Origin of the sequence: Vibrio sp. SCSIO 43009, from assembly GCF_023716525.1 — a bacterium.
Taxonomy (GTDB): Bacteria; Pseudomonadota; Gammaproteobacteria; order Enterobacterales; family Vibrionaceae; genus Vibrio; species Vibrio alginolyticus.
This window is the reverse complement of the sequence record NZ_CP071843.1, coordinates 1,777,269-1,801,534: the sequence shown is the minus strand read 5'-3', so window position 1 is coordinate 1,801,534 and position 24,266 is coordinate 1,777,269. Positions and strand designations below refer to the sequence as shown.

Here is a 24,266-nt window from a genome sequence, read left to right as displayed (position 1 = left end):
TTGTCGGTGCTTTTAAGTAAATAAACCGCTATTCATCCACAAGTGTACCGCAATACTGGCGGCATAACCCAAGGCGATGACGGGAGCCCACTTTAAGTGGCCAAAGAAGGTGTATTGCCCACGCGCGGCTCCCATTAAAGCGACGCCTGCCGCGGATCCGATGGAAAGCAAACTGCCCCCGACACCTGCGGTTAATGTGACCAGTAGCCAGTTGCCCATCGACATGTTTGGTTCCATAGTCAGTACAGCAAACATAACCGGAATGTTATCGACGATTGCAGATAGGACACCAACCATTACGTTTGCCCAGACTGGGTTCCATTGCGTGTACATGACGTTTGAAACCAGTTCGAGGTAGCCAAGTAAACTTAAACCGCCAACACACATCACAACACCATAGAAGAACAACAAGGTGTCCCATTCGGCTCGAGACACACGATGAAACACATCAAACGGAACCACTGAGCCTAAGCGCTTCAATGCCTGATCATCGCCATTGGCAATTGCCATAGCTGCTTTTTTTGCGAGTGAGTGTTTGAGAGTTTGGCGCAAAAAATATCCGAAAAACTGTAAGTACGCCAAGCCCATCATCATGCCCATAACGGGTGGGAAGTGCAGCACAGCATGGAAAGAGACTGCGGTGGCAATCGTCAAAATGAACAACGCGACAATACGCCTTGCCCCGCGTTTTAGCTCAACGTGTTGGTGAATCGTATTCGGTTTTGTGTTTGGAACAAAAAGTGACATCAAAAATGCGGGAACCAAGTAGTTCACCAATGACGGTACAAACAACGGAGTGAACTCAGCAAAGCTGACATGACCGGCCTGCCACACCATCAGGGTTGTAATATCACCAAATGGGCTGAATGCACCGCCAGCATTGGCTGCGATAACAATGTTGATACAAGCAAGATTGACGAACTTAGGATTATCACCAGAGACTTTCATCACTACAGCGCACATCAAAAGGGCCGTAGTTAAGTTATCGGCAATCGGTGAAATGACAAAAGCGAGAAACCCCGTCAGCCAGAACAACTTTTTGAATCCAAAACCTTTACCAACCATCCACGCCTGTAAGGCATCGAAGAGTTTGCGTTCTTCCATTGCGTTGATGTAGGTCATCGCCACGAGCAAAAACAGCAGCAACTCGGCATATTCCAACAAGTTATGTTCTAGTGCGGATTTGGCGATTTCAGGCTGGTTGTGCTGAGCAAAGGTGTAGCCAATCAGAATCCAAATTAACCCTGCAGCGAGCAGCACTGGCTTGGATTTTCTCATTTTCAGATACTCTTCCAACATAACCAGTATGTAAGCGATCGAAAAGATAATCAGAGCCGCGTAACCGACACCAGAATTAACAAGATTCAGTTCATTGGTTGATGCAGCAAAGGTGGCGCTAGAGAACAACAAACAGCAGAAAGCCACAATTGGATAGATTGGCATAGACATTTCTCCTTTGTCTGGTTGGAGAAATATTAGCCACAAATGAATGAGTTAGTTGTGAGAGAGCTCGAATTAACAGTAGGAGTTAGGAAATGATAGTGTGCGCCACTATTTTCTGAGTGACGCAATGCTTGCTGCGCCGAATAAAACCGCAGCGGCATATAAACCGTAAGTTAACCAGTGACTAATCTCTAAAAAAGGAACGAGTCCTTGACCTGCCCACATACAGCCTCCGTTTAATGAGCAATGTTGTAATAGTCGAGCCAATCTAAAGGAAATGAACAATGTTTTTTGTGAGTGAAAGCAAATTCTGAAGGATTAGAAAGTCAAAAATTGGTCAGTGAGAGAGAAATCTCATTTTTAACTGGCTAGCTCTAACCCTTTTGAGTTAAAGCTAGCTATATCTAGAGCTGAATGCATTTAGCGTAGGAGCCATTTTTTCAACGGTGAAGCGTCAATTGCTTTCACAAGCAGTATGGTTGCAACAATCGTTGCAGGATAAATAAACACATCTTTCGCGAGGTGTTGCAGCCCGATAAATCCAGCGACATTCATCATGACAATTATGATAAGCAGATGGCTAACATATATTCCTAACACGCTAGGAGATAGTTTGAAGACCCAAGGCATGTCGCCAAAATGAGGGTGAGCCAAAAGCCACATAAAGACACCTACAGCCCAGATAACGGTACCGAATAGGAAGTCGTGCGAGTTGAAAGCGATGTCATGTTGCATCAGCCAGTAAGCTTCACCAAAATGCAGTGCTATGCCAAGAATAATGCATCGAACCGTATTGTTTCGCGACCACCGCCACTGCGCTTCTCGTGCGAAATAACCCAGAACAACTAGCAACGTGCTGAAAAAAGGCCCGTTACGAGTAAAGAAAGGCGCTGGCAGGTCGGTAATGGTCGCGTAACTGCCAGCAAAGACCCCGTATATGTATAGCAATACTGCAGTTGGCAGTATCAGTTGCACCATATTGATATGCACGAGAAAGGCAATTAACGCTACGGCAATGACCAGAGCCGGAATAAACCACAGATGAACGAGTCCGCCTTCGATGAGTGAATTGATCGGGGTTGACATTAAGTACCCCCAATAACCTTGCCTTTCGGCGAGATACCCAGCCTCAGCGACCGTCTGCCATTGGAATGGCATCAGTAAACTGATCATGCTCCAAATGAGCCAAACCTTCATTAACGGTTTGGCGTAGTTCTTAAGAGTATCGATAGGTGAATGACTCAACTTCGGCTGGATTAGATAACCCGAGATGAGAAAGAATAGCGGAACAGCAAAACGAGCCAGTTGGTTGAGCATATAGCCAACCCATGGTATCCCATTCCACTGCCAGTACGTCAGTGCCATCTGGCAATGCAAACCCACAATCGCAAGCATCGCAATGATACGTGCAAACTCTAAGCTGGCTATTTTTTGTTTCTTTGCCATTACATTGTTTACCTAAATAAAAAACTTAGGTGAAAATAGCAGGTTGTTACTGAAGTAATACGTGAAAAAGTCAACAGACTTGCGCTTACATTGAAGCTGTTTTGAAAATTAAGACTTACTTCAAACTTCTTAATTATTAACCTATTAACGCAATCAATACCTGATTCGTGAGTCGAAAATAGCACTGAATAATGGTTAGACCAGTTAACTCGAGATTGCAAAAAAGAACGATCGTGCTAAAAATAAGACTATGCAAAAAGGAAAAGTGACAAAAGAGTTTATTCTGCAGCGGGCTTTTGAGATCGCCAGCGAAGACGGATTAGAAAGTCTTACGATTGGAGAGTTAGCCAAGCAATGCGGTATGTCGAAAAGTGGTCTGTTTGCCCACTTTAATTCGAAGTTGAATTTACAACTATCGGTGCTTGATCACGCCAATAAAGTGTTCGCTGATCGGGTTATTGAGCCTGCTCGAGAACTCGGGGATGGCAATATCGAGCGTAAAATTCGAGGGTTGCTCGACTCTTGGATGACTTGGAATCACGCATTCCAAGGAAGTTGTATGTTTCTTGACGCTTGGAATGATACGGCAGATAAAGATTGCCCGCTTCAGGCCGGACTGCGTAAATCCATAGACACTTGGCTGAGTTATTTGGAGATCCAAATAGCGAAAGGCAAAGAGAAGCAAGAATTTGCAGCAGACTTAGATACACGCCAAGCAACGTTTGATTTGTACGGTCTCTATTTGAGTGCGCATGTTTTTTACTCAATTAAAGGTGAGCAAGAAAGCTTGCGTCTGTTTTGGCAAGGGATCGACAACTTATTTTCTCGCTGGAAAGGCTAATATCGGTTATTCGCTTCCCAGATTCGTAGACATAAAATCACAAAGAGCGGCTGAGTTCGCTCTTTCTTATCAGCGTAAAAAGCACGACCGTTCTATTTTGTGCAAAGCTGATAGTTAAGGACATGATTATGAGTGAAAAAATTTACTTTAATACATCGCAACGTTTCAGTATTAAGCGCAGTTTGGTGAACATTAGTACTCGGTTACACCATACACTGGCCCCGTCACATGCAAAGAAGACCGCGCGCAAGCTTCTTCTGACACCTGCTCGTACGCAACCTAAAAATATTGAGCCTCAAGGGCTTATCAAAGATGAAATTAAAGGGCATGCAGGCATCATCAAAACCTATACTTTGGGCTCTGGACCTATTTGGGTGCTAACTCATGGTTGGTCTGGAACGGCAAGTCAGTTTTATCCACTGATGGAACATATTGCGTCGAAAGGGTTTACTGCTTTGGCGTACGATCATCCGGCACATGGTGAGAGTGAGGGGCAGTATGGGCACATTCCGGGGTTTGTCAGAGGATTAGAAGATGTGTTGGATACGGTCGAGGATATTGTTGGCCTAGTTGGGCACAGCATGGGCACCGCTTCTGCTCTTGAGTGTAGGCACAGTAAATTAGAAAACAAGCCTTTGCTGCTTATTGCTCCGGTATTAAATTACGTAGAGAACTTATTCGGTAGCATTGCACGTTCCGGTTACTCGATGAAGCTTTTTAATGCTGTGGTTTCAGAAGTTGAAGACCAATTTGGTTATCCGTTACAGTCCATTGATCCGATGAAGCGTTTGTCTGAGCGTCCGTCTCACACCATTATTATTCATGATGAGCAAGACAAGTTCACCAAATACAGTGTCTCGGCAAAAGCGGCTGAAGAGATTAAAAACGTTGAGTTAGTGACAACACAAGGTCAGGGGCATGGTCGAGTGATGAAGTGTGAGCAAGTCTTCAGTAGTTTTGACCGTTTGCTCGATAGTGCTTGGTAACCCTTACTTTTACTGATTGATTCGCTCCGTTTTGCGCTAATTCGATTTGAAAGTAACACCTCAGATTTTTTCGTCTCTGGTGTTGCTCTCCTCGTTAAGAGGTTAAATCCAAAAAGGACAGCCGAAGCTGTCCTTTGTTTATTTAGCAGAACGTCTGCAAGGCTGAAATTAGTTACAGTTAGCTACGCCAACTTCTTTCCAAACGCCCCATTCGCCAGATTGGCTAGGATCGTCACCCTGAGTCCACCATTTCGCTTCCCACGTTTTACCTGCGTGAGTCACTTGGTTACCACCTGTGTACACTGCGCTCGCATCCCATGCGTTGTCACAAGTACCAGGGTTCGGATCGGTTGTGTGCTGTGCAACAACCACTGTCGCGCTTGCCGATGAAGACACTTTACCGTCGCTCACACTTACAGTGAAGCTTAAGCTTGTGTCTTGCGGGTATTCCGCAGCAGTGAACGTGACTTTGGAGCCTTCAACCGTTGCATTCAGACCTTGAGGTAGAGTCCAGTTGAATGTCAGGGTATCGTTGTCTGCATCGCTAGACGCAGATGCATCTACAACCACAACGTCACCAGCGTTTGCTGTCGCTGGAGCAACAACTTGCGCTACTGGTGCGCTGTTCACTGGGTCAACAACACCTGCTGGTTTCACTGTTACTACAACGAGGTCAGATGCCGTTGCACCTTCGTTATCAGACACCGTCAGCTTGAAAGTTAATTGCTCTTCAACAGTAACTTCTGCTGCATCAAAGCTTGCTTTCGCTGTGTTTGCACCTGTTAGTACCACTGCTGTGCCAGATACTTGTTCCCAAGCGTAGCTTGCGATGGTGCCGTCAGAGTCTTTTGACAGGCTGCCATCTAGAACCACATTTGCAGGACCTGTTACCGATTGATCTGCGCCAGCGGCTGCGGTTGGTTTACGGTTTGGTTGAGGAACCACACCACCAGCCATACCTTCGTGCATCGCGTTTAGAATGTCACCGTTATCCGCGTCAATTTCCCAAGAGAATAGACCAGCAAGACCAAGAGACTTCGCGTAGCTACCTTTTGCTAGCACTGAACGGTGGTCATCAAATGTGATCAACTCGCCCGTAGTACGGTTCCATACCCATGGTGCTTCTGCTTGTGCATCGTAGCCGTACTCGAAGCCGTTAATACCAGTGTTGTTTGCACCTAGCATGAATGACTTAATGCCTTTGTAGTCAATTACGCCATCTTCCCAAACACCTTGCGCTGTGCTGCCCTTCAGTTTACCTGTAGCAGTACCTGTCATTGGGTCGTTTGGATCTGTGAGTGTATCTGGAGTTACGCCTTCCCAGCCACGACCGTACATTGCTGTACCAAGTACTAGCTTGTTCGCAGGAACGCCTTGAGCAAGAAGAAGTTGGATGCCGTTATCTGCTGTGTAAGCAGGACCTTTGTACGGTTCGCCGTTCTCATCAACGCCACTACCGTCACACTGACCAGGACGCATGAATGAACCACAGTAAAGCGCAGTTTGGTGACCAGGAACGTTATTCCAACCACCGTAGAAGTCGTAAGTCATTGCGAAGATGTAATCCATGTACTGAACTGCATCTGCGTAGTCTACGTCTTCAATCTTGTCGTAACCGACACCGATAGCGGACGTTAGCTCGTAAGTTCGGCCTGTCTCAGCTTCTAATTCATCAAGCATTACGCGCAGTTCACGCATCAGTGCGATGTATGCTGGGCCATCGTTTACAGGGTCGCCCTTATCGGCTGCTGCACCGCCGCCGCCAGGGAATTCCCAGTCGATGTCAACACCGTCGTAGAATTTCCAAGTTTTCAGGAACTTCTTAACTGATGCGACGAATGTGTCACGGTTTTTCTTGTCCACGAAATCGAAGAATGGGTCAGACAGTGTCCAACCACCGATCGATGGGATGATTTTTAGATCAGGGTTACGTTGTTTCAATGCCATTAGCATTGCGTAGTTACCCTTGATAGGCGTGCTGTATTCATGACCAGCTTGTGGGAAGCTCTTCTGATAAGCAGCCCAAGGGTCATGGATAACGACTTCATAATCAGGCACACCTGTACAAGCAGTTTGTAGCGCGTTGAAACTGTTGCCGCCAACAGACTTCACAGACTCATTTGGGCCACAAATTGGGATAAAACCGTAAAGGATGTGAGTCAAGTTGTCGACCGGCATATTATCGACGGTGTAGTCACGGCCATAGATGCCCCATTCAACAAAATACGTACCCATCACGACGCTTGGATCGGTATTGTAGGTTTTGTTGTTTGGATCAACATTCATCGTTAGTGGCTTCAGGTGAGAACCATCGGTATCTGCAATTGTGATTTCAGCTGGTGCGCTTTTCGCACAACCTGTCGCATCACATGCTTCGATTTCCATTTGGTATAAGCCACCTTGGCCGTATTCAAACGAAGCTGTTGTTTGGCTACCAGTGATAGGGCCGCTTGCTACTTTTACACCATCAAAATAGACGTTGTAAGTGTCACCAGGTGTGCCACTCCACTGGTTAAATTTAACAGTGATCTTCGCTTGCTCATGGTATTTCACCATGTCGTAGTAGCCTGACGTGGTTTCCATCGCGAGTTCAATTTTAGAAAACTGAAGGTTGTTGGAACCGTACATATCGATACTTGGTGCGGTTGGAGCAGCAACTGCAGCACCTGATAGCGCTAAAGCAACTCCAGCTGCACATAGGTTAAATCGAATCATAACTTCTCTCTCAATCCTTGGATTCATGTTCTACCTAGAACATAGGCTGCTCTTGCACCAGATAAGATGATTGGATTTACTCCACGTGCAAAAGCATCACACTCAGCATTTCAGAGAGTTTTTTTTCGTCAAAAAAAATTAAGACGGTTTTCGAGGCACTTGAGAGAACTTAACTAAAACTCGCACTCTGTTACACAGAAAGTGTCAGACTGAGTCAATAATTTATAAAATCTCAGCAGAAACTAAAATTATTGTTTACTCAGTAACGAGTTAGTTAAATGCGATGAAGGCCTTATTTTGTTGTTTATTAAGGTTTTGTTTCATTGATATAGAAAGAGAATTGAAAGGAAAAATAGTCGTGAAGACGTACTAGTCACGGCTGAAGTGTTCACTCAACGCGGCACGACGTTTAGAGGCTGCGCCGGTTTCTGAGCCCTGAACGGTATGCTCAAATCCTTTACGAATGAATCGCTGATCTGGAATAAGAGGTTCAATACGGCGTATTTGAGGTGAAAGATGAGAGCCTGAGATCTGATACGCTGTCTTTCCTAATCCGGTATTCAACGTGATGACCTTGCCATCGAATTCAAATTCCGTCGTAATGAGTCGATGGTTTCGGTATACCCCATCTTCAGTGAAAACGAGACGTTCTGTTTGGTAGGGTGGCGCGCCAATCTCAATCCATTCGCCGTACACCTTTTCCGGATCAATGTGGTCTTGATAGGAAAGGTGGATTTGATAGCCAAAAAACGTCAACAGACCCATCCCGAAGCAGACAAATGTACTCTTGAGGATTTTGGATTGGTGGCGAGCCAAAAATGAAAGTTTTGGTTCTTGTCGTGCTTTTCGCCTTCGGCGAGTCGAGTCCGTCATAGATCTAATTTTCTCCACTTTTTTAACATGGTGGAAACCTTCCTTTTTAAAAACAAACAATCCCGCCATTGAGACGACGAAACTATGATCTAATGTCCACTTTTACATTCAGATACACATCTTATTGATGGTTTTGTTGTTTGCTCACATTCATTACTTCGCAGGTTTTCTTGCTCGGTTTAGGTCGCCTGATTAATCCTCGCGAAAAGAGGTTCTCGCTCAGTAGCAAAGGATGTGCGTTATTACGTTGAGTTTAATGGCTTTCAAAGCTTGAGTAACGGAAAGAAACAAGGTAAAAAAGAGCGGACTTTTGATAAGGAAACCAATAATGAATATTAAGGAAAATAGCTATTTTGCTGGTAGTGTAAAATCACTAGGCTTTAACCAGAAAGATCAGGAAGTTAGCGTTGGTGTGATGCTTCCTGGTGAGTACACGTTTGGTACTCAAGCACCAGAGCGTATGACGGTTGTAAAAGGTGCGCTTGTGGTCAAGCGTGTTGGCGAGAGCGATTGGACGACTTATCAAAGTGGTGAGTTTTTTGAAGTGGAAGGTAATTCTTCATTTGAGCTTCAAGTGAAAGAAGCGACTGCGTATTTATGTGAGTACTTCTAGCGTTCATTTGTTGCTCGTCATAAAACCACCTGCGGGTGGTTTTTTCGTCTATGTGCTTCACTTATAACGCATCTTTTTGGTTATTTGGGTATATACTTAATAAAAATGTACCCATCGACCAGGGAGGAAGTGATGGCAGTACAACGCAAGCATTCTGATCTCCCTCCTCGTTACGAGGATAAAGATCTCACCAATGAGCAAAGACAGCGCTTTACCGAAGTTGCCAACGCCGCTCATAAGAGACGTGAATTTTATCGACGTGCTCTAGGAAAGAGCTTAATGGGCAAAATGAAGGGCCGTGCGTTTAAAGATCACCCCACTCGTCAGCAAGACAAGCCGAACAGAACGTTGCAAGTAGTGTGGTTAATCGTATTCCTCGTTGTGGGGCTTTGGGTGATGCATGTGTTCGCTTAGTCATTAGCAAGCTTCTGGTACCGCTGGTGCATCAGATGTTGACTGTTCTTCCGTATTGCAGTGCTCATAAAAGGCGTACTGGTTTTTACCAGTATGTTTAGCTGCGTACATTGCTTTATCTGCACATCGAGTCAATTCAGACAAATCCTTTGCATCTTGCTTATAGATAGCAGCACCTACACTCATCGTTAACTCGTTAATCATATCGTAGCTTCGGTAACCTGTCGGAAACAGATTTACGATCCGTTTTAGGATGCTGTCGAGGTCATCTTTACTTTTTACATCGTAAAGCATGATTACAAACTCGTCGCCCGCAAATCGAGCGATGGAGTAGTCGTGTTTATCTGTTTTTCTGTCTTTGTTGCGAATGTTATTTTTTAATCGAGTTGCGAAGGCTTGAAGTACTTGGTCACCAATATCGTGCCCGTAGGTGTCGTTGATGTGCTTGAAGTTATCGATATCGAGAAAAACCAATGCGGTGATGCTGTCATCAGATGAGTGCTTGATTTCATCGAGCTTTGCGCGCGCCCAAGTCTCAAAGCTCCAGCGATTGGCAAGCCCAGTGAGCTGGTCAAAATATGCTAACTCCTCAATCCCCTCACGATACAGTGTTTGAATGTAATTGAGGACTTTCGTGTAGTAATACGAGAACGTGTGACACACAAACGCGGTCGCTATCAGGGTCAGCATCAATCTCCGCTCTATGATTTCTGTGGCTGCTGGCAGTCGATCTAAAAAAGCGACCCCAAAAAAGATCAGTAAAATGTAGGTACCACTGAACAACAGACCGACCTTAAACTCATTAATTAATACCAGAGTGGCGACAATAGGATATAGCCATAACATTTTGCCTGACGGAGCGTCGTTATACAGAAGTAACAATAACCCTTCGAACATTAAGACAGCACTTAGCCATAAGTCGGCGTATTGATGGTGCCGCTGGACTTTTATTACATAACTGATTGCTAAGCATGCCAAGGCACACAAAGCATGGAAAAAGCTTAAACCCCAGTTATTCTCAAGTGATTGAGCAATGGAACCATAAGTTAAACAGGCAGCGGCGATACTGGAGCATAAAAAGACAATTTTCTTTTTTCTTGTTGAACGGATGTCCGCCATTTCTTCTAAGCGCGCCCCAGCCAATGTCGACATTATGTATCCTTGCTTAATTAACGTGTACGCTTATTCTAGGCGGTATTTTCGCGATAAATAGAACAACAAAGTTTCCAAATGTGATATCAGTCATTTTTAGTGCAAAGCCATCAGTGTGATTTGGTGCGAGTGTTCAAAGAGGAATGGTGGCGCATGCAGGTTTTCATGACGGTTCTTCATGGCTCTATATGGTTGGACTGATAACTCAAAGTAATGTATCTAGTTAGACACATTTCTATTGATTATCCTGATTCTGTTCGGTGCTCGTTGATTGAGAGTATTGTTCACCAATCTCTGCTCTACGTATCGTCAAGGCATATGTCGTTTCGAAAATGCATTAGAAATATTTTTCCGAAACAGGGCGAAATATTGTTGTCGTTATGACCAATATGCGACTAGAATCCGCGCTAAATCACAACCTCATATCGAGCTTCGTTCGAGTCACTATTTTTAAACTGCTTCACAAATATTGTGAGGCAGTTTTTAGTTGTAGGAAAGGTTACAAGCATGCCTAAAAGCCAAAACATCAACCAACGAATGTCCATCGTGGCATTAGCTTGGCCAATTCTTGTCGAAATTTTGCTACGGACGGCTTTAGGAACCAGTGACGTGTTCATGCTGAGTGGCTACTCAGACAAAGCCGTATCCGCTGTTGGTGTGATCACGCAGATTACCTTCTTTTTAATCATCGTTTCGACGTTTGTCAGTAGCGGTACGGGGATTTTGATTGCCCAATACAATGGCGCTGGACGCGAGCAAGAGTCAGTGAGCGTTGGTGTTGCGAGTATTGCGTTGTCTGTGCTCGTCGGTGTGCTATTGAGTGTGATTGCCGTGCTTGGTGCGATGTATCTACTCCCGTATTACGGCTTGGAAGCGCAAGTCGAGCAGTACGCTCATGAATATCTGCTGATAAGCGGTGCGATGACGTTTAACGTTACGATTGGCGTTGTTTTTACAACTATTCTGCGTAGTCATGGTTATTCACGTTCCCCAATGGTGGTGAATTTGATCTCGGGTGTGTTCAACATCATTGGTAACTATATTGCGCTTTACCAGCCATTCGGTTTACCTGTGTATGGTGTGCAAGGTGTAGCAATAGCAACCGTCGTCAGCCAAGTCATCGGTACGTTAATGTTATGGTTTATTCTCGCTCGCAGTAGCATTGAACTACCAATGTCGACTATGAAACAAGTACCGGCAGAGATTTACAAAAAGATCTTAAAAATCGGCGGTATGAACGCGGGTGAAGTGCTGTCTTACAACGTGGCGCAAATCTGCATTGTGTACTTTGTGGTGCAAATGGGGACGGCATCGTTGGCGGCTTTCACTTATGCACAAAACATTGCCCGTTTCTCGTTTGCTTTCGCGTTGGCAATTGGTCAGGCAGCGCAAATTCAGACTGGTTACTACATCGGTAAAGGTTGGGTGAGCAGCATTTTAAAACGCGTACAAATCTACTTCTTAGTGGGATTTGTGGCATCAACGGCGGCAACCACACTGATTTACCTGTTTAGAGAAGAGATTCTGCGCGTATTTACCGATCAACCAGAGATACTCGCATTGGCAGGTTCGTTAGTCATGGGCTCAATTTTGCTCGAGGCCGGACGTGTGTTTAACCTGATCTTTATCGCGGGGCTCAAAGGCGCGGGTGACATCAAGTTCCCAGTGCAAATGGGGATTTTGAGTATGTGGGGACTAGGCGTGCTTTTCTCTTACATCTTTGGCATCCACTTGGGTTATGGCGTTTTAGGGGCTTGGATGGCAATCGCACTCGATGAATGGGTGCGTGGTATCATCATGGCAAGGCGTTGGCGTTCTCAGGTGTGGACCAAGTTTAAGGTGAGCTAACGGTTTTCGGTATCGCGCATCACGCTTATTCTGTTGTTAGAAACCAAAAAAGGCACTGATAGTCAGTGCCTTTTTGTTATTTAAAATCTGGAAGACGTTAGAATTCGCACTCAGCTTTGAACACCATACGCTCTTTGCTGTATGGATGATCCAGCTCTAGCATCTCAGCATGCAGGTGTAAGCGATTCGCTTTTTCGCCGTATAAACCATCACCAACCATTGGCATGTTTAACCCCATGTGATGAGCACTGTGTACACGTAGTTGGTGAGTTCGCCCGGTTTTCGGATACATGTATACCTTGCTGCGTCCATCTTTGACTTCAATCAGTTGCCAGTAGGTTTCCGCATGTTTCCCGTGTTCAAAACACACCAGTTGACGTGGGCGGTCGTCGGGGTCACCACGCATTGGCAGTGAAATTTCCCCTTCCGGCTCGTTTAATACGCCTTCGAGCAGTGCCATATAACGTTTTTGTACGCCGCGAGCCATAAACTGTTTTTGCAGACTTTTGTTCGCGCGCTTGGTTAAGGCAAACACCAAAATGCCAGAGGTCGCCATGTCGAGGCGATGAATCACAAACGGCCCTTCCACATCAGGGAACATCGCTTGTAGGCGAGTATAAGCAGAGTCTTTGATGGTTTTACCCGGCACTGAAAGTAAGCCCGAGGGCTTGTTGACGACGACCATAGCGTCGTCTTGGTAGATTATCTCCAGCTCTTTGTCTTCTGCCCAATTCTCCGCCAATGGGTTAGGTTCGACATCCAGCCCTTGCATCATATGGCCCAAAATCGGCTGACATTTGCTGTTGCACGATGGGTAGAATTTTTTGTGTTGGCGAACTTCAGACTTTGGCGAAACACCCCACCAAAATTCTGCCAGCGCCAGCGGTTTGAATCTGTGTTTAAATGCGTATTGGAGCAGTTTTGGCGCAGCACATTCCCCCGCACCTGCTGGTGGGATTGGGTTTGTGGTGTCCGCAAAAATGTCCACCAAGTCGCGTGTTTCGCCATGGCTGTTTAGGAAGCGGTATTGTTTATGCAGTTTGTGCTGTAAAGCGTTGGAGAGCGTCTTGCGCTGCTCTTTCAGGTGAGCAAGTTGCTGCTCTAACTCGGCCAATCGTGCTTCTTTGGTTGCAAGCTTTTCATCCCACGCTTGCTTTAAGTATTTGAGAACATTTTTCTCGGCGACACTTTGCTTACCCAACTCATCCAACAAGATTTTGAGATCATCGGCATTGAGCGTTTGCTCGCCCTGTTGGCGCTGTCGTTTGCGTGCGGCGCGGCCGTCAATCATCACTTGGCGCTGTGTTTGCTCCTCTTGCTGATAAGCGGCTCGGTCGGCTTGGATTTGCGCTTTAAGATCTGCCAATTCCGGATTCGCAGCACAGGTTTTGTACTCCGCATTGGCGGCGTTGATGGCATCCGTTTCTGCGCGGAAGAAGCTTTCATCGGTCAGCATGTCGTACACAGGAGGGACAAATCCTGGAATCAAGTTTTGGTCGGCAATTTTGCCAGAAAACGCACTTAAAAAGCCGAGCTCGCCTTGAGGGCTTTTTACCAGCAATACGCCAAACATTTTGCCTCGCCCCGTTTCTTCATTAACCAAACCAAAATCGTGTTCGAAGTCGGTTTGCGCTAATAAGTGCTGTTGCAATTGCTTTGCGGCCATAACGCAAAGAGGATGCGGCGTGTAGTAGAACGGAAACGTAAACTGCGTTGGTAATTCATAGTCAGAAGTATCAGCAGTAAAACGTGTAAAACAATGTTCAGGCGAGTGCATGGTGGGTATCCGCGCGAGTAAAAATTCGAGCGAGGATTGTACCTGTTTGAGTCAGGATTGCCATGTCGGTGTGTGCACTCGCTCTTGGATTAAGGACAAGAGCGAGTGGGGAAGAGTTTATTGCAGTTTTTGTAATGCAAGCTTCCACTGTGCCGGTTTGTCGTAGTAGGTCGAGTGCGGCAAGGTCAAGTACTCGCCATTTACTTCTGCAATCAGGGTTGGATAACCACCAACGTGTAACTGGCGCATCAACTGTCGGCTAGAGCGAATTCTCTCGTTTAGTTCGGCTTCGCTTAACGTCATGTTTTGCTCCCACTCATCGTTTGCTAAACCTAGCGATTCTGCAATGGTTTTGAGCGTCGATGCTTCATTCACTTTTAACCCGAGCTGATAATGCGCGGATTGGATGGCCTTTAGCATGTGCCATGGATTCAGCCCCATTTTCTCCGCACTCAAGATCGCTTGTGTTGGTAGATAAGAATCAAGAACAAACGCATCGTCGCTTTTCACGCGTTGCAGATATGCTTCACCAAACGTTGCTCCGGTTTCGGTTGCGATACGAGCGTCACTGTTGATGATGTGCTGACGAAATTCAGATTCAATCGCGCGTTTCTCAATCATGCCGCCGGGATGAAGCTATACCTTAAATTGAGAGGTGTCCATCAAGGCTTCGATGAGTGGTGATGCCCCGTAGCACCAACCACACATGGGATCGAAGAAGTAATGCACAGTTACCATGACATTTCACCAGTATGCACTTTAGCACCGATTTCTAGCGCGATTGGCAATTGAGCTTCTGGGTATTTCGCTGACATGGTGTCAATGAGTTGAACGCTGTTATTGCTGTGTTTTTTCGCTTGCTGAAAATCCTGCAAGTATTGTTGCGAGTAGCGAATGGTGTCTGCGTTCAGCTTTGTGCCTGCTTTCATGTGACCAGGAATGACCACTTGAGGTTTAAGCGCAAGCATCTCGCTAAGTTGCTGCTCCCAAGCATTGATGGCGGTTTGGTCAGCGGCATCTGCCATCCACAAATGTACGTTTGAGTACACGGCTACGTTACCTAGAATCGCTTTGTTATCTGGAATCCATAGGTAAGGGCGGTGTGCTGATGTGCCATGGTTACCACGAATTTCAATCTTATGACCTTCTAGCTCCAATGATGTTTTGTCGTACGCGACAGGGATCACTGGTTTTACTGGTGCGTTTGCGCCAAGCTTTGGTCCCCAGTACGCCAGCTTTCCAGCCAATTTCTCTTTAATAATTTTTTGAACCGCAGGCGTTGTGATGATCTGCGCATCAGGGAACTGTTGGTGTAAGGCCTCTGCGCCAAAGTAGTAATCTGGGTCCGCTTGGCTGATAAAAATGGTTTTAAGTGTTTTGCCTGAGTCCAACACTTTAGCGGCAATGCGCATCGCGTCAGCTTTGGTGAATCCAGTGTCGATAACCATGGCGTCAGTCTCACCGTATACCAAAGTTGAGTTTACGTGGAAGCTGTTACCGTCGGCGTTGTAAACCTCAAGAGTAAGGGGAGAGTGGTTTGCCGCTAGAACAGGGCTTGCCATTAAAATGGATGCAGTAATCAAAGTGAATTTTTTCATAATAAGCTCCTAAAGAATTTGGGGCCAAGCGACGATGGCTTGGGAACGGGAGCTATATTAGGAAATTGATACGCTCGGAAAAATACACAATAATGTGCATCACTATTTCTTATTTCGAGCAAATATATGGATAGAGTAACGGCAGCAAAAGTATTTGTAGATGTGGTGTATTCTGGCAGTTTTACCGCGACCGCAGAACGGTTAGACATGTCTCGGCCAATGGTAACTCGTTATGTAGAGGCGATGGAGAACTGGCTGCAAACTCGTTTGTTACACCGCACCACGCGCAAGGTGTCCCTCACCACCGCAGGGGAGCGCAGCTTGCCTCAGATTGAGCGCTGGTTAAAACAGGCCGATACATTAACGTCGAACATTGCCGCTGATGGTGAGCTGTCCGGAAAAATCCGTCTTGCGTCTAGTACTTCATTTGGATTCTCACAGTTGATCCCCGTAGTAAACAGTTTTATGCAAAAGCACCCCAAAGTGCATATCGACATAGATCTGCAAGATTCAGTGAGTGATCTAACCGAACAACGTATCGATCTGGCGATCCGAATTGCGTCAGATCCCGATCCTTCTTTGATTGGTAAGCCGATTGCGGTGTGCGAATCGGTGTTGGTAGCATCACCGCAATATTTACAAACTCACCACGCGATCGCGCATCCGCGAGATTTATCTTCACACGACTGTTTGGGATACAAAAACTTTGAGCGTCACGTGTGGCATTTGTCTCAGGGCGACCAGTTCGAATCGGTGGGAATTGAGTGTCGCCTAACCAGCAATGAGGCCACGGCGTTATTGCATGGCGCTTTACAAGGCATGGGTATTTCGATGTTGCCAACTTACTTGAGCAATATCTATCTCAAATCGGGTCAGCTTGAGTCGGTGTTGCCGGATTGGAAGCCAAATGGTCTCAACATTTACGCGCTGTATTCATCACGTAAACACTTGTCTCCTGCGGTGAGAGCTTTCATCGATCACAGTGAAGATTACTTTAAACAGCATCCTTGGTAATAGCGAAAGGCGTCGTCATCCTGACTTGAGATTCATACAAGATCCTGTACCTTACATGGATATATTTTCGCAGCGTCATTTAGAGTTTTAGTTAATGTCACAAGTTCGCATCAAATTTATTGCTTCCGATATGGATGGCACATTGCTTGACCAATACGGTCGTTTGGATCCGGAGTTTTTCGATCTGTTTTTGCAACTGGAAGAGCAAGGTATTTTGTTCTCCGCTGCGTCTGGTCGTCAGTATTACAGTCTGCGAGACACGTTCGCGCCAATCAAAGACAGACTGTTGTATGTGGCTGAAAACGGCACCTTGGTGATGTACCAAGACAAAGAGCTCTACAGTTGCACCATTCCTAAAGCGGAAGTGGCGGAGATTGTGAAAGCGGCTCGTGAAATTGACGGAGCGAACATCGTATTGTGTGGCAAGCGCTCGGCGTACATCGAAACGCATGATCAGCAATCGCTGGAAGAATTTCAAAAGTACTACCACCGCTGTGAATATGTGCCGGATTTGCTTGAGGTCGAAGACGAGTTTATTAAGGTAGCAATTTGTCACTTTGACGGTTCGGAAGAGCTCCTGTTCCCGACCATGAACGCGAAGTTTGGCGCAACGCATAAAGTCGTAGTGAGCGCAAAAATTTGGCTGGATGTGATGAATGCCGAGGCGTCTAAAGGCGCGGCCATTCAGCACCTTCAAGAGACGATGAATTTTACTCCGGCAGAAACAATGACGTTTGGTGATTACCTCAATGACCTCGAAATGCTGCAAGTCAGTGAGCATTCGTACGCGGTTGCCAACGCGCACGAAGAGATTAAGAAAATTGCTCGTTATTCTGCGCCAAGCAACCAAGAGGCTGGGGTACTCAAAGTGATTAAAGAGAAAGTGTTAGCGAAGTAACGCTCATTTTTTCGATGTTATTTTCTTCTTCACGTAAAAAGCCCCGCATACACTGCGGGGCTTTGTTTTTTTTGTGTGTGGTGGGAGGGGGTAGTAATGTTCCCGTTTTAGCGTACGTACTTGGCGGTTGCGCTGACTAAAAAGTGTTGCAATTTCCCGTCTGATTTTGGCACCCACAAGTCGTTATGATAATGGTAAATACGACCATTGATGGTCACAGACAAGGTATTATCACCCGTTTGCTCCATGCGAATAAACTGATCCGAAGTGACCAAAAACGGCTCTTGCTCTTCAATGCTCTGGCCCGTTGCCAATACGAAGTAGCCGAATCGGTTGCCAGCATCCGGATCGGTTGAGTAGATTCGATGTCCAACGAGGCTGTAGTCGTCGTTGAGTGCCTGCTCAACCGTTTTTTGCCCGATGGTTTCGTGCGATGGAATAAATACCCAAGCCAGCACACCTGCCGCAATGACTGCCAGTAGAAGCAGTACTTGCATGAACTTTCTCATCATATATACCGTTTAACGTTGAAATTTCATTTTGTACATGCGCTTATCCGCTATGCTGATAAGAAAGTCAACATTGTCACTGTCTTTAGGGTATTGCGCTAAGCCCATGCTTGTTGAAAGTGTTGAGACTTTATCGGAGTTTAATATTTGTGCATCAAAGACGGTATTTATCTGCTCACGTACGTTCTCTTCATTGAGATGTTCACCTTCAAGGATAACCGCGAACTCATCTCCTCCCATGCGATAAACAGTAAAATCATTGAGTGCCATAGAATTAAGCCGCCTAGCGATTTCCCGCAGTACAGTGTCGCCAACTTGGTGTCCGTGTGTGTCGTTGACTTCTTTAAAACCATTTAAATCTAGAATCCAGAGAGAAAAGGGCCTTTTTTCTTGAGTAAATTTGTTTAGGGTTATGAATAGTGCATTGCGGTTCCCTAGGTTCGTCAAAGGGTCGCTGAGCGCCAATTTTCTATGAAAATGGGATTCACGATAAAAGAAATAAGTTAGAGAGATAATCGACAAAACGAACGTCGCAAACAACATATATTGTGCTTGCATTAAGCGCTGGGTTTGACCTTTTTGTGCTTCATAAGCTTTACTGCTTAGGCGGAAGTTTTGATTAACGAAGTCTATTAAGCCTAAATATAGTGTTTGAGTTGAACGATAAAATGCAGCAGCAGCTTGGCTATCACCTGTTCTAGCTTCTACTAGTTGTTTTTCTAGCTCTTTGAATTCTTCAAAAAGATTAATGAAGTAAAGGTGCATGTTGTTCCGAGAAAAGAACTTATTGGCTTTCGTGCTACTGGTCAATAAGTCAAAGCGACTCCACGCTAACTCGTATTGAAGCTCTGCACCATCAATATTCAATACGTTTTCATCTAACCGTCTGGCCTCGCCGACAAGTTCTGATAGTTCTTTGGAGAGTTGGAATAAAAACCAAGTCGCTTGTTTTTGTTCGTTATTAAAATTTTGTGAGAGTGAACGTGTTTGCTGTAAAAGCACGACATTCGCGAGAAGCAAAGAAACGGCAAACACCACCAGCAGCATTTTGCTGGTGGTAGAATATTGCAATATTCTTTGTTTCTTAGAATAGGGTTCTGATAACTTCATTCTTATTATTTTTCTTTTATTTCATTTACTTGCCATACCATTTGCGCATGATATTTATTGTAGTTTAGCTCTGGATAGAGATTGAGTGGATATATCACCCAGAAAGGGCCTTTATTCCTGACTTTTATGTAATTCTGATCTTGTTGATAAGCCAGTATTGGTTGATATCGAAGAATATCTTGTCGGGACAATGTCGAGTGATAGTCGTTTAAGCTGCTGATATCAACCTGCTCTGGTACCTTTCCGTAGACGTGTGTAAGAAGCGTGCTGAGTTTAACGCCTAAAAACTCTGACGAAGCAGGAAGCCAAGGCAATGTCATCGTGTAGCTAGTGGTAGGTAAAGCTTGGATCTCTTCCAGTTCCAGTATGACACTAGGCTGCTGGCTACTACTAAATACGATCGTATTTGCAGACAAGAATGGCGCAACAAAAAACAGACCTAGCGCGACTATCTCTTTTTCATCATATGCCCTTTTGAGTTTTATTCTTTTTTCTTAGCTAGGACAAAGGTGCTAGCGGTAATTTATTTATAATTATAGAGCCAACCGGATGAGATTTTATAATACGTTATGTTTCAAAAATAACTGTCGGTTTACGTCACGTCAAGGTTATTAAGTTGCTTCTTAATTAAAAGCTCAGAGTATTGGGATGATGGTAGAGTTTCGTAATGATTTCGCGGTATTTAATTGGTTTTTAGTGCAACTTTGTGTCATTTTTAATAAAGATACTGTGTCGGAAATGAGAATTTAATAAGGCGAGAAATGGATGTCGAATTTGTTCTTAAGTTACATTATTTTACATATTTAAATCATCGATATTCAGATATGTATTTGTTAGTACGTAAAGAAAATAAAGTCACCTAGTTTTGGTGACTTTATTTTTTATTTCATGAGCTTACTTAAATTAACTATGCAAACAAATATTTTGCATGGAAGTTGAGGTGCTCTTCAATAAAGCTTGAGATGAAGTAATAGCTATGGTCATAGCCTGGTTGCATTCTCAAGGTTAGGTTTGAATCGTGTATTTTTGCCGCAGCAATCAGCGCTTCCGGTCTAAGCTGCTCATTTAAGAAGCCATCAGCATCACCTTGATCAACCAAAATTGGTAATGGTGATTGTTGTTGTTTTAGAAGTTCACTTGCATCGTATTGCTTCCAGCTTTCAAGCTCCTTGCCTAAGTAAGCAGTAAAGGCTTTTTGTCCCCAAGGGCATTGCATTGGGTTACTGATTGGACTGAACGCTGAAATAGAACGGTACTGTTCTGAATTTTTCAGACCAATGGTGAGCGCTCCGTGGCCGCCCATACTGTGACCGGAAATTGACTTCACGTCAGAGACTGGGAAGTTACTTTCGATGATCGCAGGCAACTCCTCAGTCACATAGTCGTACATACAGTAATGCAGTGACCAAGGTGCTTGCGTCGCATTAAGGTAAAAGCCAGCTCCTTTTCCTAGGTCATAGCTTTCGTCGTCAGCGATACCTTCGCCTCTCGGACTTGTGTCTGGTGCAATGATCGCAATGCCAAGCTCGGCCGCCATACGAAATGCGCCCGCTTTCTGCATAAAGTTCTCATCGGTACACGTTAAACCAGAGAGCCAGTATAGCGCGGGTACGGGATTTGATTTCGTTGCGTTAGGTGGCAAGAATATCGCGAAGCGCATGGTGCAGTTTAGGGCATTGGATTCGTGTGTATATTGCTTGTGCCAACCGCCAAACACTTTGGCTTGGCTTACATTTTCAATGGTCATGAATAAACTCTCTAATTAGCAGAAGGAATTCAGGCTCCCCAAAAGGAGAGCCTGAGGCAGCATTATTGATCCATATGGATAACTGTTCGGATGCTCTTACCTTCATGCATCAGATCAAACGCTTTGTTGACGTCTGCTAATCCCATTGTGTGGGTAATGAACTCCTGTAAGCCGAACTCACCAGCCATGTAACGGTTCACGATTTCTGGAAGCTCAGAGCGGCCTTTAACGCCACCGAAAGCGCTGCCACGCCATACGCGACCAGTTACTAGTTGGAACGGACGAGTTGAGATCTCTTGACCTGCACCAGCAACACCAATGATGACTGACTCACCCCAACCTTTGTGACAACACTCAAGTGCTTGACGCATCACGTTTACGTTACCGATACATTCGAATGAGTAGTCAACACCACCGTCTGTCATTTCAACAATCACTTCTTGAATTGGCTTGTCGAATTTTTGTGGGTTGATGCAATCAGTTGCACCAAGTTGTTTCGCTAGGTCGAATTTGCTTTCGTTGATGTCTACACCGATGATGCGGCTGGCACCAGCCATGCGAGCACCGATGATTGCAGAAAGACCGATACCGCCGAGACCAAAGATTGCCACTGTGTCGCCTTTTTCAACTTTAGCTGTGTTTAATACCGCACCCATACCAGTGGTTACGCCACAACCTAGAAGACAAACTTCTTCAAGTGGTGCTTCTTTGTTTACTTTCGCTAGTGAGATTTCTGGAAGAACCGTGTACTCAGAGAAAGTAGAACAACCCATGTAGTGGAAGATAGTTTCGCCGTTGATAGAGAATCGGCTTGTGCCATCTGGCATTAGGCCTTTACCTTGCGTTTCACGAACGGCCTGACATAGGTTCGTTTTGCCAGATTTACAGAACTTACACTCACCACATTCAGCAGTGTAAAGTGGGATAACGTGGTCGCCAACTTCAACGCTTGTTACGCCTTCGCCAACCATTTCAACGATACCACCACCTTCGTGGCCAAGGATTGAAGGGAAGATACCTTCAGGATCATCGCCTGATAGAGTGAATGCGTCAGTGTGGCAAACACCAGTTGCTACGATACGTACTAGCACTTCGCCGGCTTTTGGAAGTTGTACATCAACTTCTTCCATCTTAAGCGGCTCACCTGCAGCCCAAGCGACCATTGCTTTTGATTTTATGTGAGTTTGACCAGGTTTGATTTCAAGCGACATTGGATGTTTCCTTTATATTTTCAGTATATGGAGTGACGTAATAAGCGTAGTTAAGGTTTGCTTACCGCGCTGCGTCGTTTTGTTGGTGCTCATTTTAGGTGTTTCAGTAAAAATGATAATCCGTCCATATTGAAAATGATTTTTACATATGCGTAATAATGATAAGGTGAGCGTGTAAAAAGAGTGCTATGCCTCCTTAAAGCGGAAGGGAAATGGAAAAGGTGATTGACCTGAAGTTAGATAGAGGGGCTAAAGTAGAAAACAGTCAAACCATCAGCTAGGTAAGAGTGATTATGAATAAGACGGATCTGAGTGCCTATTTAACCAAGCTAGGCTTGCCTAGTGAATTGCCCGCCGATTTGGAGTCATTGCACAGAGTTCACGTGGCGCAGCATCGTTGCCTGCCGTTTGAGAATTTTGACATCGCATTGCAGCGAGGCGTCTCTGTTGAGATTGAAGATATTATTCAAAAAACCGTGTACCACTCTCGCGGTGGTTACTGCTTTGAATTAAATGGTTTAATGCTTGATGTGCTCAACACTCTTGGGTTTGAAGCGCGAAGTTTGTTAGGGCGTGTACATGTGTCTGGTACACCAACAGGTCGTAGTCATCAAATCACGTTAGTGACGTTAGAGGAACAAACATGGATTGTCGATGTGGGTTTTGGCTCCAATACCCCTCGAGCGCCATTGCCATTTATCCTTGACCAAGTGATTCAGACGGATTTACAAACCTTCCGTTTTGTCAAAGATGCTCAGTTTGGTTATTTCCTCCAAGTGCTTTCAACCGATGGAACAGACGTGTGGAACAATCTATACAGCTTTGACCTAGAGTTCGTGTGTGCTGGTGACATTGCATGTAGCAACTTCTTTACCTCGACTTCGCCTAATTCGCGTTTTACTAGCGCAAGAGTCGCTGCTAGAGCGACAGAAAGTGGGTTGGTGACGCTGCTTAACTACACACTCAGATGCACCAATCATGAAGAGCTAACAGAAATAGAGCTAGAGCCAGGTCAAACCTACCTGGATGCGTTGAAAGAATATTTTGGCATTGAGCTTGATGCGCAATACGACGAACTTCGTCCGTTACCTGACGCGTAAAGTTTTCCCGTTTTCAAAGCGTAGCGCGACGAGAACAATGTAATCACTATTTGTCTAGAAGAGGTCGACAGGAATACAGCATGGCGAATTGGGAAGGAGTCAGCGAGTTTGTTGCCGTAGCGGAAACTAACAGCTTTACAGCTGCCGCGGCTAAACTGAAAACGTCAGTGGCACAAATCAGTCGCCGCGTATCGGCACTTGAAGAGCGTCTTGCGGTTAAGTTACTGCATCGCACGACGAGAAAAGTTTCTCTGTCTGAAGCTGGACAGCTTTATTATCAGCAGTGCAAACATTTGGTCGAAGGGCTAGAACTGGCCGAGCTTGCCGTAACGCAAATGCAGACCGAACCGCGAGGTTTGCTGCGTGTGACAGCGCCTGTGACCTATGGGGAAATGAACCTCGCGCCGCTCTTGCATCAGTTTTTGGAGAAGTACCCGCGTGTGGACCTCGATTTAGTTCTGACCAATCAAAAACTGGATTTGATAGAGCAAGGGGTAGACGTGGCGATTCGTCTTGGCCGCCTGCAAGATTCCAGCATGATCGCAAAGCGTCTTTCGTCGCGTCAAAATTACGTGTGTGCTAGCCCTATGTATTTGGAGCGATTTGGCGAGCCTCACACATTATCCGAACTGGCTCGACATCAGTGCCTAGTTGGTTCGGTCGATTATTGGCATTTTAAGGAAAATAAACGCGATAAGTCTTTGCGCGTATCGGGGAGAATTAAATGCAATAGTGGTTTTGCGCTAATGGGCGCCGCAAAACGTGGTTTGGGTTTAGTGCAGTTGCCGGACTATTACGTTCAAGAAGCTCTAGATAACGGTGAGCTAGTCGAGGTGCTGACCGATTACCGAGACGACCGTGAAGGCATTTGGGCACTGTATCCACAAAGCCGAAATTTATCGCCCAAAGTGAGGTTGTTAATCGACTTTTTAGCGCAGGAACTAGCGGATTAGAGTTTTCATGAACTTTAA

General features: G+C 45.3%; 21 protein-coding genes and 1 pseudogene. 9 read left to right on the top strand and 13 right to left on the bottom strand.

The features are described 5' to 3' along the window. Window positions 1-12: 12 nt before the first annotated feature. Together nhaD and J4N43_RS23615 are read right to left on the bottom strand one after the other, a co-directional pair. Window positions 13-1,443, bottom strand: coding sequence for a sodium:proton antiporter NhaD (gene nhaD / locus J4N43_RS23620; RefSeq protein ID WP_053350105.1), 1,431 nt, complete (start codon window positions 1,441-1,443; stop codon window positions 13-15). A gap of 420 nt (window positions 1,444-1,863) precedes the next feature. Next, on the bottom strand, window positions 1,864-2,889 hold the full coding sequence (locus J4N43_RS23615) for an acyltransferase (RefSeq protein WP_053350104.1): 1,026 nt from the start codon (window positions 2,887-2,889) through the stop codon (window positions 1,864-1,866). 250 nt (window positions 2,890-3,139) lie between these two features. Between J4N43_RS23615 and J4N43_RS23610 the strand changes: the two genes are divergently transcribed. Next, complete coding sequence (locus J4N43_RS23610) at window positions 3,140-3,730, top strand: TetR/AcrR family transcriptional regulator (protein ID WP_005374416.1); 591 nt, start codon at window positions 3,140-3,142, stop codon at window positions 3,728-3,730. Window positions 3,731-3,858: 128 nt separating this feature from the next. Next, entirely contained in the window at window positions 3,859-4,716 is an 858-nt protein-coding gene (locus J4N43_RS23605) for an alpha/beta hydrolase (protein ID WP_005374414.1), read from the top strand. A gap of 168 nt (window positions 4,717-4,884) precedes the next feature. On the opposite strand, the gene J4N43_RS23600 is transcribed toward J4N43_RS23605, so the two are convergent. Both J4N43_RS23600 and J4N43_RS23595 read right to left on the bottom strand, forming a co-directional pair. Further along, window positions 4,885-7,431 (bottom strand): glycosyl hydrolase family 18 protein, encoded by a 2,547-nt coding sequence (locus J4N43_RS23600; RefSeq protein WP_158159439.1) that lies wholly within the window; start codon window positions 7,429-7,431, stop codon window positions 4,885-4,887. Window positions 7,432-7,800: 369 nt separating this feature from the next. Next, the gene (locus J4N43_RS23595; protein ID WP_005374408.1) at window positions 7,801-8,304 is read right to left on the bottom strand and encodes a DUF2850 domain-containing protein; all 504 of its coding nucleotides are present in this window, start codon (window positions 8,302-8,304) and stop codon (window positions 7,801-7,803) included. 328 nt (window positions 8,305-8,632) lie between these two features. Here J4N43_RS23595 and ppnP point away from each other — a divergent pair, with 328 nt between their 5' ends. Both ppnP and J4N43_RS23585 read left to right on the top strand, forming a co-directional pair. After that, window positions 8,633-8,917 (top strand): pyrimidine/purine nucleoside phosphorylase, encoded by a 285-nt coding sequence (gene ppnP / locus J4N43_RS23590; RefSeq protein WP_005374407.1) that lies wholly within the window; start codon window positions 8,633-8,635, stop codon window positions 8,915-8,917. Window positions 8,918-9,049: 132 nt separating this feature from the next. Continuing rightward, a complete protein-coding gene (locus J4N43_RS23585) occupies window positions 9,050-9,331 on the top strand; it encodes a hypothetical protein (protein WP_005374405.1) in 282 nt (93 codons plus the stop codon). A gap of 3 nt (window positions 9,332-9,334) precedes the next feature. Here J4N43_RS23585 and J4N43_RS23580 read toward each other — a convergent pair whose 3' ends face one another. Beyond that, complete coding sequence (locus tag J4N43_RS23580) at window positions 9,335-10,483, bottom strand: GGDEF domain-containing protein (protein ID WP_053308037.1); 1,149 nt, start codon at window positions 10,481-10,483, stop codon at window positions 9,335-9,337. Window positions 10,484-10,990: 507 nt separating this feature from the next. Between J4N43_RS23580 and J4N43_RS23575 the strand changes: the two genes are divergently transcribed. Next, a complete protein-coding gene (locus J4N43_RS23575; protein WP_005374400.1) occupies window positions 10,991-12,331 on the top strand; it encodes an MATE family efflux transporter in 1,341 nt (446 codons plus the stop codon). Between the two features lie 97 nt (window positions 12,332-12,428). On the opposite strand, the gene J4N43_RS23570 is transcribed toward J4N43_RS23575, so the two are convergent. The 3 genes and pseudogenes from J4N43_RS23570 to J4N43_RS23560 form a co-directional block, all read right to left on the bottom strand. Then, entirely contained in the window at window positions 12,429-14,108 is a 1,680-nt protein-coding gene (locus tag J4N43_RS23570) for an RluA family pseudouridine synthase (protein ID WP_053350103.1), read from the bottom strand. 117 nt (window positions 14,109-14,225) lie between these two features. Then, a pseudogene (locus J4N43_RS23565) lies at window positions 14,226-14,846 on the bottom strand (DsbA family protein). After that, the gene (locus J4N43_RS23560; RefSeq protein ID WP_005374393.1) at window positions 14,840-15,706 is read right to left on the bottom strand and encodes an MBL fold metallo-hydrolase; all 867 of its coding nucleotides are present in this window, start codon (window positions 15,704-15,706) and stop codon (window positions 14,840-14,842) included. The pseudogene J4N43_RS23565 and the gene J4N43_RS23560 overlap by 7 nt, the downstream one beginning before the upstream one ends. A 126-nt stretch (window positions 15,707-15,832) precedes the next feature. Here J4N43_RS23560 and J4N43_RS23555 point away from each other — a divergent pair, with 126 nt between their 5' ends. Then, entirely contained in the window at window positions 15,833-16,720 is an 888-nt protein-coding gene (locus J4N43_RS23555; RefSeq protein WP_005374391.1) for a LysR family transcriptional regulator, read from the top strand. A 94-nt stretch (window positions 16,721-16,814) separates the two neighbouring features. Further along, on the top strand, window positions 16,815-17,618 hold the full coding sequence (locus tag J4N43_RS23550) for a Cof-type HAD-IIB family hydrolase (protein WP_005374389.1): 804 nt from the start codon (window positions 16,815-16,817) through the stop codon (window positions 17,616-17,618). Window positions 17,619-17,725: 107 nt separating this feature from the next. On the opposite strand, the gene J4N43_RS23545 is transcribed toward J4N43_RS23550, so the two are convergent. The 5 genes from J4N43_RS23545 to J4N43_RS23525 all read right to left on the bottom strand — a co-directional run bounded on the left by J4N43_RS23545 (window position 17,726) and on the right by J4N43_RS23525 (window position 22,195). After that, the gene (locus J4N43_RS23545) at window positions 17,726-18,115 is read right to left on the bottom strand and encodes a hypothetical protein (RefSeq protein WP_242013632.1); all 390 of its coding nucleotides are present in this window, start codon (window positions 18,113-18,115) and stop codon (window positions 17,726-17,728) included. Window positions 18,116-18,139: 24 nt separating this feature from the next. Further along, on the bottom strand, window positions 18,140-19,237 hold the full coding sequence (locus J4N43_RS23540) for a GGDEF domain-containing protein (protein ID WP_005383270.1): 1,098 nt from the start codon (window positions 19,235-19,237) through the stop codon (window positions 18,140-18,142). Window positions 19,238-19,242: 5 nt separating this feature from the next. Continuing rightward, window positions 19,243-19,722, bottom strand: a complete 480-nt coding sequence (locus J4N43_RS23535; RefSeq protein ID WP_353505861.1) for a putative pterin-binding protein — start codon at window positions 19,720-19,722, stop codon at window positions 19,243-19,245. 422 nt (window positions 19,723-20,144) lie between these two features. Then, a complete protein-coding gene (fghA, locus tag J4N43_RS23530; protein ID WP_005374382.1) occupies window positions 20,145-20,984 on the bottom strand; it encodes an S-formylglutathione hydrolase in 840 nt (279 codons plus the stop codon). A 62-nt stretch (window positions 20,985-21,046) separates the two neighbouring features. Beyond that, the gene (locus J4N43_RS23525) at window positions 21,047-22,195 is read right to left on the bottom strand and encodes an S-(hydroxymethyl)glutathione dehydrogenase/class III alcohol dehydrogenase (RefSeq protein ID WP_017821027.1); all 1,149 of its coding nucleotides are present in this window, start codon (window positions 22,193-22,195) and stop codon (window positions 21,047-21,049) included. Between the two features lie 293 nt (window positions 22,196-22,488). Between J4N43_RS23525 and J4N43_RS23520 the strand changes: the two genes are divergently transcribed. Both J4N43_RS23520 and J4N43_RS23515 read left to right on the top strand, forming a co-directional pair. After that, entirely contained in the window at window positions 22,489-23,295 is an 807-nt protein-coding gene (locus tag J4N43_RS23520; protein WP_017821026.1) for an arylamine N-acetyltransferase family protein, read from the top strand. Between the two features lie 80 nt (window positions 23,296-23,375). After that, window positions 23,376-24,248: a LysR family transcriptional regulator gene (locus J4N43_RS23515; protein ID WP_017633836.1), complete on the top strand. Its 873-nt coding sequence runs from the start codon at window positions 23,376-23,378 to the stop codon at window positions 24,246-24,248. Window positions 24,249-24,266: the final 18 nt, after the last annotated feature.

Excerpts from the sequence above, each read along its gene's own strand:
- J4N43_RS23610 (WP_005374416.1), top strand. The coding sequence starts at position 3,140 with ATGCAAAAAGGAAAAGTGACAAAAGAGTTTATTCTGCAGCGGGCTTTT.
- J4N43_RS23600 (WP_158159439.1), bottom strand. The coding sequence starts at position 7,431 with ATGATTCGATTTAACCTATGTGCAGCTGGAGTTGCTTTAGCGCTATCA.
- J4N43_RS23550 (WP_005374389.1), top strand. The coding sequence starts at position 16,815 with ATGTCACAAGTTCGCATCAAATTTATTGCTTCCGATATGGATGGCACA.
- fghA (WP_005374382.1), bottom strand. The coding sequence starts at position 20,984 with ATGACCATTGAAAATGTAAGCCAAGCCAAAGTGTTTGGCGGTTGGCAC.
- J4N43_RS23615 (WP_053350104.1), bottom strand. The coding sequence starts at position 2,889 with ATGGCAAAGAAACAAAAAATAGCCAGCTTAGAGTTTGCACGTATCATT.
- J4N43_RS23575 (WP_005374400.1), top strand. The coding sequence starts at position 10,991 with ATGCCTAAAAGCCAAAACATCAACCAACGAATGTCCATCGTGGCATTA.
- J4N43_RS23570 (WP_053350103.1), bottom strand. The coding sequence starts at position 14,108 with ATGCACTCGCCTGAACATTGTTTTACACGTTTTACTGCTGATACTTCT.
- J4N43_RS23605 (WP_005374414.1), top strand. The coding sequence starts at position 3,859 with ATGAGTGAAAAAATTTACTTTAATACATCGCAACGTTTCAGTATTAAG.
- nhaD (WP_053350105.1), bottom strand. The coding sequence starts at position 1,443 with ATGCCAATCTATCCAATTGTGGCTTTCTGCTGTTTGTTGTTCTCTAGC.
- J4N43_RS23580 (WP_053308037.1), bottom strand. The coding sequence starts at position 10,483 with ATGTCGACATTGGCTGGGGCGCGCTTAGAAGAAATGGCGGACATCCGT.
- J4N43_RS23545 (WP_242013632.1), bottom strand. The coding sequence starts at position 18,115 with ATGCAAGTACTGCTTCTACTGGCAGTCATTGCGGCAGGTGTGCTGGCT.
- J4N43_RS23595 (WP_005374408.1), bottom strand. The coding sequence starts at position 8,304 with ATGACGGACTCGACTCGCCGAAGGCGAAAAGCACGACAAGAACCAAAA.
- J4N43_RS23560 (WP_005374393.1), bottom strand. The coding sequence starts at position 15,706 with ATGAAAAAATTCACTTTGATTACTGCATCCATTTTAATGGCAAGCCCT.
- J4N43_RS23585 (WP_005374405.1), top strand. The coding sequence starts at position 9,050 with ATGGCAGTACAACGCAAGCATTCTGATCTCCCTCCTCGTTACGAGGAT.
- ppnP (WP_005374407.1), top strand. The coding sequence starts at position 8,633 with ATGAATATTAAGGAAAATAGCTATTTTGCTGGTAGTGTAAAATCACTA.
- J4N43_RS23520 (WP_017821026.1), top strand. The coding sequence starts at position 22,489 with ATGAATAAGACGGATCTGAGTGCCTATTTAACCAAGCTAGGCTTGCCT.
- J4N43_RS23515 (WP_017633836.1), top strand. The coding sequence starts at position 23,376 with ATGGCGAATTGGGAAGGAGTCAGCGAGTTTGTTGCCGTAGCGGAAACT.
- J4N43_RS23555 (WP_005374391.1), top strand. The coding sequence starts at position 15,833 with ATGGATAGAGTAACGGCAGCAAAAGTATTTGTAGATGTGGTGTATTCT.
- J4N43_RS23525 (WP_017821027.1), bottom strand. The coding sequence starts at position 22,195 with ATGTCGCTTGAAATCAAACCTGGTCAAACTCACATAAAATCAAAAGCA.
- J4N43_RS23540 (WP_005383270.1), bottom strand. The coding sequence starts at position 19,237 with ATGAAGTTATCAGAACCCTATTCTAAGAAACAAAGAATATTGCAATAT.